The 6,692-nt window shown below is 72.3% G+C and carries 7 protein-coding genes; 4 read left to right on the top strand and 3 right to left on the bottom strand.

Annotated features, from left to right (window positions below; genetic code table 11):
* Together ACGFNN_RS33540 and ACGFNN_RS33535 are read left to right on the top strand one after the other, a co-directional pair.
* On the top strand, positions 1–348 hold a 348-nt coding region (locus ACGFNN_RS33540), incomplete at its 5' end, for a zinc ribbon domain-containing protein (protein ID WP_393561680.1).
* Positions 349–388: 40 nt separating this feature from the next.
* Positions 389–625 (top strand): hypothetical protein, encoded by a 237-nt coding sequence (locus tag ACGFNN_RS33535; RefSeq protein WP_393561678.1) that lies wholly within the window; start codon positions 389–391, stop codon positions 623–625.
* 19 nt (positions 626–644) lie between these two features.
* Here ACGFNN_RS33535 and ACGFNN_RS33530 read toward each other — a convergent pair whose 3' ends face one another.
* The 3 genes from ACGFNN_RS33530 to ACGFNN_RS33520 all read right to left on the bottom strand — a co-directional run bounded on the left by ACGFNN_RS33530 (position 645) and on the right by ACGFNN_RS33520 (position 3,881).
* Positions 645–2,288, bottom strand: a complete 1,644-nt coding sequence (locus ACGFNN_RS33530) for a phospho-sugar mutase (RefSeq protein WP_393561676.1) — start codon at positions 2,286–2,288, stop codon at positions 645–647.
* Between the two features lie 226 nt (positions 2,289–2,514).
* Complete coding sequence (locus ACGFNN_RS33525; RefSeq protein ID WP_362538828.1) at positions 2,515–3,339, bottom strand: purine-nucleoside phosphorylase; 825 nt, start codon at positions 3,337–3,339, stop codon at positions 2,515–2,517.
* Positions 3,340–3,443: 104 nt separating this feature from the next.
* Positions 3,444–3,881 (bottom strand): gamma-glutamylcyclotransferase, encoded by a 438-nt coding sequence (locus ACGFNN_RS33520; protein WP_393561674.1) that lies wholly within the window; start codon positions 3,879–3,881, stop codon positions 3,444–3,446.
* 250 nt (positions 3,882–4,131) lie between these two features.
* Here ACGFNN_RS33520 and ACGFNN_RS33515 point away from each other — a divergent pair, with 250 nt between their 5' ends.
* Complete coding sequence (locus ACGFNN_RS33515) at positions 4,132–5,571, top strand: NAD(P)H-quinone dehydrogenase (RefSeq protein WP_362538830.1); 1,440 nt, start codon at positions 4,132–4,134, stop codon at positions 5,569–5,571.
* 123 nt (positions 5,572–5,694) lie between these two features.
* Entirely contained in the window at positions 5,695–6,663 is a 969-nt protein-coding gene (locus tag ACGFNN_RS33510) for a DeoR/GlpR family DNA-binding transcription regulator (protein ID WP_393561672.1), read from the top strand.
* Positions 6,664–6,692 lie beyond the last annotated feature (29 nt).

Below are 6,692 nucleotides of genomic sequence, written 5' to 3'. Positions count from 1 at the left end.
GCCAAGTCCGTCCACGACGCCGGATGGTCGGCGTTCGTGACCATGCTGGAGTACAAGGCCGCCCGGTACGGGCGCACCTTCGTGAAGATCGGCCGCTTCGAGCCGACCTCCCAGGTGTGCTCGCAGTGCGGCATGAAGGACGGCCCCAAGCCGCTGCACGTCCGCGTGTGGACATGCGCCGCGTGCGGGACCGTCCTCGACCGGGACATCAACGCGGCGGTCAACGTCGCCAAGGCCGCCGGACTGGCGGTGTCAGCCTGTCGAGCGCAGGTAAGACCGGAACGTGTTCCGGCACCGCGCAGCGAAGCAGGAACCCACCCGACACCCCAGCCCTCAACGGCGCGGTAGGCGGGAATCTCCCCCTTCAGGGGGGAGAGGATGTCAAAAGATGCGCACCATCGTCGTCGTCGGTCACGACCACTGCGGCTTCCAGCAGTTCGCCACCCTCCCGACCGGCACCCGGGTCACGGTCGACACCCCGAGCGGGACCCTGACGTACGAGGTCTACGCCCGCTACCTCACCCCCGGCCGGGGCGCACCCGCCCACGGCCTCTACTGGGGCGACCTGACCCCCCAGTCCTGCGTGGGCCCCGACACGGGTTTCACGTACCTCAGCCGGGTCTGAACCCGGCCCGCCGCCGACGTCAGATACCAGCGGCCGCCGACAGGTCCCGCTTGATGCCGGCGAGCAGCTCCGCCGCCTCGGCCCGCGCCGTCGGGAGGGCCGACGCGTCGGCGACCGGGACGACGACCTCCAGGTAGCACTTGAGCTTGGGCTCGGTGCCGCTCGGGCGGACGATCACCCGCGCGCCCGTGAGCCGGTAGCGCAGCCCGTCCGTGGGCGGCAGCGCGTCGGTGCCCCGCGACAGGTCCTCCGCCGAGACGACGGGCAGACCCGCGAGCGCCGCGGGAGGAGCCTCCCGCAGGCGCCGCATGGCGTCCGCGATGACCGAGAGGTCCTCCACCCGGACCGACAGCTGGTCCGTCGCGTGCAGCCCGTGCTCCACGGCGAGGTCGTCGAGCAGGTCCAGCAGGGTGCGGCCCTTCTCCTTGAGCGCGGAGGCCAGTTCGGCGATCAGCAGGGCGGCGGTGATGCCGTCCTTGTCCCGTACGCCTTCCGGGTCCACGCAGTACCCCAGCGCCTCCTCGTACCCGTAGCGCAGGCCGTCGACCCGGGCGATCCACTTGAAGCCCGTCAGCGTCTCCTCGTATCCGAGGCCCGCCTTCTCCGCGATGCGGCCCAGCAGGGACGAGGAGACGATCGACTCGGCGAACACACCCGCGACACCGCGGTCCACGAGGTGTGCGGCGAGCAGCGCCCCCACCTCGTCGCCGCGCAGCATCCGCCAGGCGTCCTCGCCGGCCGAGGGGTCGGGCACGGCCACGGCGCAGCGGTCGGCGTCCGGGTCGTTGGCGATCACGAGGTCCGGCCGGACCCGCCGGGCGGTCGCGAACGCGAGGTCCATCGCCCCGGGCTCCTCCGGGTTGGGGAAGGCCACCGTGGGGAACGCCGGGTCGGGCTCGGCCTGTTCGGCGACGAGTACGGGCTCGGGGAAGCCGGCCCGGGCGAAGGCGGCGGTGAACACCGAGGTGCCCACGCCGTGCATCGCGGTGTGGACGGTCCGGACGGTGCGCGGCGATCCCGCGGCGAGGACCGAGTCCGTACGCGCGAGATAGGCGTCCAGGACCTCGTCGCCGAGGATCTCCCAGCCCGCCTCGGGGCGCGGTACGCCGTCGAGCGGGCCCACCGCGTCGATCGCGGCCGCGATCTCCGTGTCCGCCGGGGGCACGATCTGCGAGCCGTCGCCGAGGTAGACCTTGTAGCCGTTGTCACGCGGAGGGTTGTGGCTCGCGGTGACCTCCACGCCCGCGACGGCTCCCAGGTGCCTTATGGCGTACGCGAGGACGGGGGTGGGCAGCGGGCGCGGGAGCACCGCGGCGCGCAGGCCGGCACCGGTCATCACGGCCGCGGTGTCGCGGGCGAAGTCGGCGGACTTGTAGCGGGCGTCGTAACCGATGACGACCAGACCCCCCGACTGCCCCGACGCCTTCAGGTACGCGGCGAGCCCGGCGGCGGCCCGGATGACCACGGACCTGTTCATCCGCATCGGCCCGGCGCCGATCTCGCCGCGCAGGCCGGCCGTGCCGAACTGGAGCGTGCCGGCGAAGCGGTCGGCGAGCGCGGGCTCGTCACCGGCCTCGATGAGCCCCTGGAGCTCCGCGCGGGTCTCGGGGTCCGGGTCCTCGGCCAGCCAGGCCTGGGCGCGGGTGAGAAGGTCCTGCTGCACGGTGTCCGCCTTTCTGCGGGTGCGGGTGCGGGTGCGGGTGGTGGTGCGGGGTGCGGGTCGCCTGCGGCGGGCTGTTCCCCTACCCGCCCCTTCCCGAACCGGGCTCCGCCCGGACCCGCTCCGGGGGCTCCGCCCCCGAGCCCCCGCGCCTCAAACGCCGGCGGGGCTGGAAGGTGGGGGCTTCTGTGGGGGCTTCTGTGGGGGCTTCCCGTGGTCGGGCCGGGGCTCAGATACGGTCCAGTACCCGCGCCAGCAGCGAGCCCATGCGGGTGGCCGAGTCGCGGCCCGCCTGTAGGACCTCCTCGTGGTTGAGGGGTTCGCCGCTCAGGCCGGCGGCGAGGTTGGTGACCAGGGAGATGCCCAGCACCTCCGCCCCCGCCTCGCGCGCCGCGATCGCCTCCAGCACCGTGGACATGCCGACGAGGTCGCCGCCCATCGCGCGGACCATGTTGATCTCCGCGGGGGTCTCGTAGTGCGGGCCGGTGAACTGCACGTACACGCCCTCCTCCAGCGACCCGTCGATCTCCTTGCACAGCGCCCGCAGCCGCGGCGAGTACAGATCGGTGAGGTCGACGAAGTTCGCGCCGACGATCGGCGAGGCCGCCGTCAGGTTGATGTGGTCGCTGATGAGGACCGGCTGACCCGGGCGCATCCCCTCGCGCAGTCCGCCGCACCCGTTCGTCAGGACCACGGTCCGGCAGCCCGCCGCGACCGCGGTGCGGACCCCGTGCGCGACCGCCGCGACCCCGCGGCCCTCGTAGAAGTGCGTACGGCCCAGGAAGACCAGCACGCGCTTCCCGCCGATGAGGTACGAGCGGATGGTCCCGCCGTGGCCCTCGACCGCAGGAGCGGGGAAGCCGGGCAGCGCGGTGACCGGGAACTCGGCCTCGGGGGCGCCGAGGGCCTCGCCCGCGGGGGCCCACCCGGAGCCCATCACGAGGGCGACGTCGTGGGTCTCGGCGCCGGTCAGCTCGCGCAGGCGGGCGGCGGCGTCGGCTGCGGCGGCACGGGGGTCGCCCTGGATGTGGTCCGGAATAACAGATGCGTTCACGCGGATGAGGGTAACCGCTGATTTCCTACGCGCGTAGATGTGTCCAGCGAGAGTCTGGCCGGTCGTATTCGTACGTTCGTACAGAGGCGGCTCGGACGCGCCTCTCAGCAGGGGCGCTTGCGCAGGCTCATCACGTAGTCGTGCGGGGCGCCCGCGGATTCGGCCGCATCCGCCACCTCGCCGAGATAGCGGGCGGAGGGCAGTCCGCCCTCGTAGCCGTTGAGCACGTAGATCCACGCCGGTTCCTCGCCGTCCAGCGTGTGTACGCGCACCCTCATCCGCCGGTAGACGTCGAGGCCGACGCCCTCCCAGCGGTCCATGGAGTCCTCGTCCATCGGCGCCAGGTCGTACAGCGCGACGAAGACCTGCTCACGGGGGGCCTCCACCACTGTGGCCAGCGCGCCCTCCCAGCCCATCTGCTCGCCGCCGAACGTCAGGCGCCAGTCGTTGAGCCAGCCCGTACCGCGCAGCGGGGAGTGCGGTGCGCGGCGCGTCATCAGCCGCGCGTCGAGGTTGCCGGCGTACGCGGCGTAGAGCGACATGGGGTCGAGGGTACGGGAGGGGCGGCCCGGGCGCCGGTCGTGCCGCCAGGGTCACCCCTTCCGGGCGGAGGGCCCGGCGCCGGAGGGCCCGGCTCCGCCAGGCCCGTTCCCGTATGGAGGGCCCCGGGGCGAACCAGCTTGGCGCGTGCGGGACAATGAACTACGTACTGCATACGCCGGGGCGATCCCCCGGACCCCCGGCCGGGGCGGCAGACGGCCGTGGGATGACACCACGCGAGGCGGACTTTTCGTGACCCGGATCGTGATCATCGGCGGCGGCCCCGGCGGCTACGAGGCGGCTCTGGTCGGAGCCCAGCTCGGCGCGGAGGTGACCGTCGTCGACTGCGACGGACTCGGCGGGGCGTCGGTCCTGACCGACTGCGTACCCTCCAAGACCCTGATCGCGACGGCCGAGGTGATGACCACCTTCGACTCCTCCTACGAGGAGCTCGGCATCATCGTCGCCGACGACACCCCGCACATCGAGCAGGCCGCCCGGGTCGTGGGCGTCGACCTCGGCAAGGTCAACCGGCGGGTCAAGCGGCTCGCGCTCGCCCAGTCGCACGACATCACCGCCTCGGTCACCCGCGCCGGCGCCAGGGTCATGCGCGGCCGCGGCCGCCTCGAGGGCCTCCAGGCGGCCGACGGGTCGCGCCAGGTAGTCGTGACCGCGGCGGACGGCACCGAGGAGCGGCTCACCGCCGACGCCGTGCTGATCGCGACCGGCGGCCACCCCCGCGAGATCCCCGACGCCCAGCCCGACGGCGAACGCATCCTGAACTGGACCCAGGTCTACGACCTCGATGAGCTCCCCGAGGAGCTCATCGTGGTCGGATCGGGTGTCACCGGCGCCGAGTTCGCCGGGGCCTACCAGGCGCTCGGCTCGCGGGTCACCCTGGTCTCCTCCCGCGACCGGGTGCTCCCGGGTGAGGACCCGGACGCCGCGGCCGTCCTGGAGGACGTGTTCCGGCGCCGCGGCATGAACGTCATGGCCCGCTCCCGCGCCCAGTCCGCCAAGCGCGTCGGCGACCGGGTCGAGGTCACCCTGGCCGACGGCCGGGTCATCTCCGGAACCCATTGCCTGATGGCGGTCGGCGCGATCCCCAACACCGCGGGCATGGGCCTGGAGGAGTCGGGCGTCCAGCTCAAGGAGTCCGGCCACATCAGGACCGACCGGGTCTCCCGGACCAGCGCCCCCGGCGTGTACGCCGCCGGTGACGTCACCGGGGTCTTCGCCCTCGCCTCCGTCGCGGCGATGCAGGGCCGGATCGCGATGTACCACTTCCTCGGCGACGCCGTGGCGCCGCTGAACCTGAAGACGGTCTCCGCGAACGTCTTCACCGACCCAGAGATCGCCACCGTCGGTTACAGCCAGGCCGACGTCGACTCCGGCAAGATCGACGCCCGTGTCGTGAAGCTGCCGCTGCTGCGCAACCCGCGCGCCAAGATGCAGGGCATCAGGGACGGCTTCGTCAAGATCTTCTGCAGGCCCGGCACCGGGATCGTCGTCGGAGGGTGCGTCGTCGCGCCGAGGGCCAGCGAGCTCATCCACCCGATCTCGCTCGCCGTCGACAACAACCTGACGGTCGAGCAGATCGCGAACGCCTTCACCGTGTACCCGTCCCTCTCCGGCTCGATCGCCGAGGTGGCAAGGCAGTTGCACACGCGGAAGACCGCCGACGAGGCGTAGCGCGAAGCGTTTCCATCATGGACGGGGTCCCCTATACCACCAGGGGGCCCCGTCCATGTACAACTTCTCTTATTCGGCGCAAACTGCTGAAAAGCAACGTACGGCCAGGTTACTGTCAGTTTCGTGTTCGCTGCAGAACGTCGTCAATTGATCCTCGAAATGGTGCGCGCCAACGGGGCGGTATCGCTCCGTGAGCTCGCCCGCGTCGTCCAGACCTCCGAAGTGACCGTACGGCGGGACGTGCGGGCACTGGAGGCAGAAGGACTCCTCGACCGCCGGCACGGCGGTGCGGTCTTGCCGGGCGGTTTTACGCGGGAGTCCGGCTTTCCGCAGAAATCCCATCTCTCGACCGCGGAGAAGACGGCCATCGCCGATCTCGCCGCCGGACTGGTCGGTGAGGGCGAGGCCATCGTGGTCGGCGCCGGCACCACCACCCAGGAGCTGGCCCGCCGGCTCGCACGGGTACCGGGGCTGACCGTCGTCACCAACTCGCTGCTCGTCGCCCAGGCGCTGGCCCATGCCAACAGGGTGGAGGTGGTGATGACGGGCGGGACGCTGCGCGGGAGCAACTACGCTCTCGTCGGCAGCGGTGCCGAGCAGTCCCTCCAGGGACTGCGGGTGACCCGTGCCTTCCTGTCCGGGAGCGGGCTGACCGCCGAGCGCGGACTCTCCACGTCCAACATGCTCTCCGCGAGCGTGGACCGGGCGCTGGTGCAGGCGGCCGCCGAGGTCGTCGTCCTCGCGGACCACACGAAGCTCGGTTCGGACACCATGTTCCAGACCGTGCCGACGGATCTGATCACCCGGCTGGTGACCGACGAGCCGCCCGTCCACGACGAGCGGGCGGCCACCGAGCTCCAGGCGCTGGCCGACCAGGGTGTGGAGATCGCGGTGGCGGGACCCGACGTGGAGTCCGCCGCCGGCGAGGCCTTGGCGACGGGCCGGCAGACGCGTCAGGACATGCCGCTGCCGGGCCAGCGCCGGACCCAGGGCGGTCACGGCGGTCCGGGAGGCCTCGGGCCGCAGCTGCGGAGCGCTTCGGCCCTCTCGGAGGGACCGGTGGGCCGGGTCGCGGACATGCGGCGCCGCTAGGGAGTGTCTTCGAAGTAGCGTCGTCCGCC

The organism is Streptomyces sp. NPDC048590, from assembly GCF_043199535.1.
GTDB lineage: Bacteria > Actinomycetota > Actinomycetes > Streptomycetales > Streptomycetaceae > Streptomyces.
Note: the sequence above shows the minus strand (reverse complement) of the source record. Positions and strands in the feature narration are given on the sequence as shown.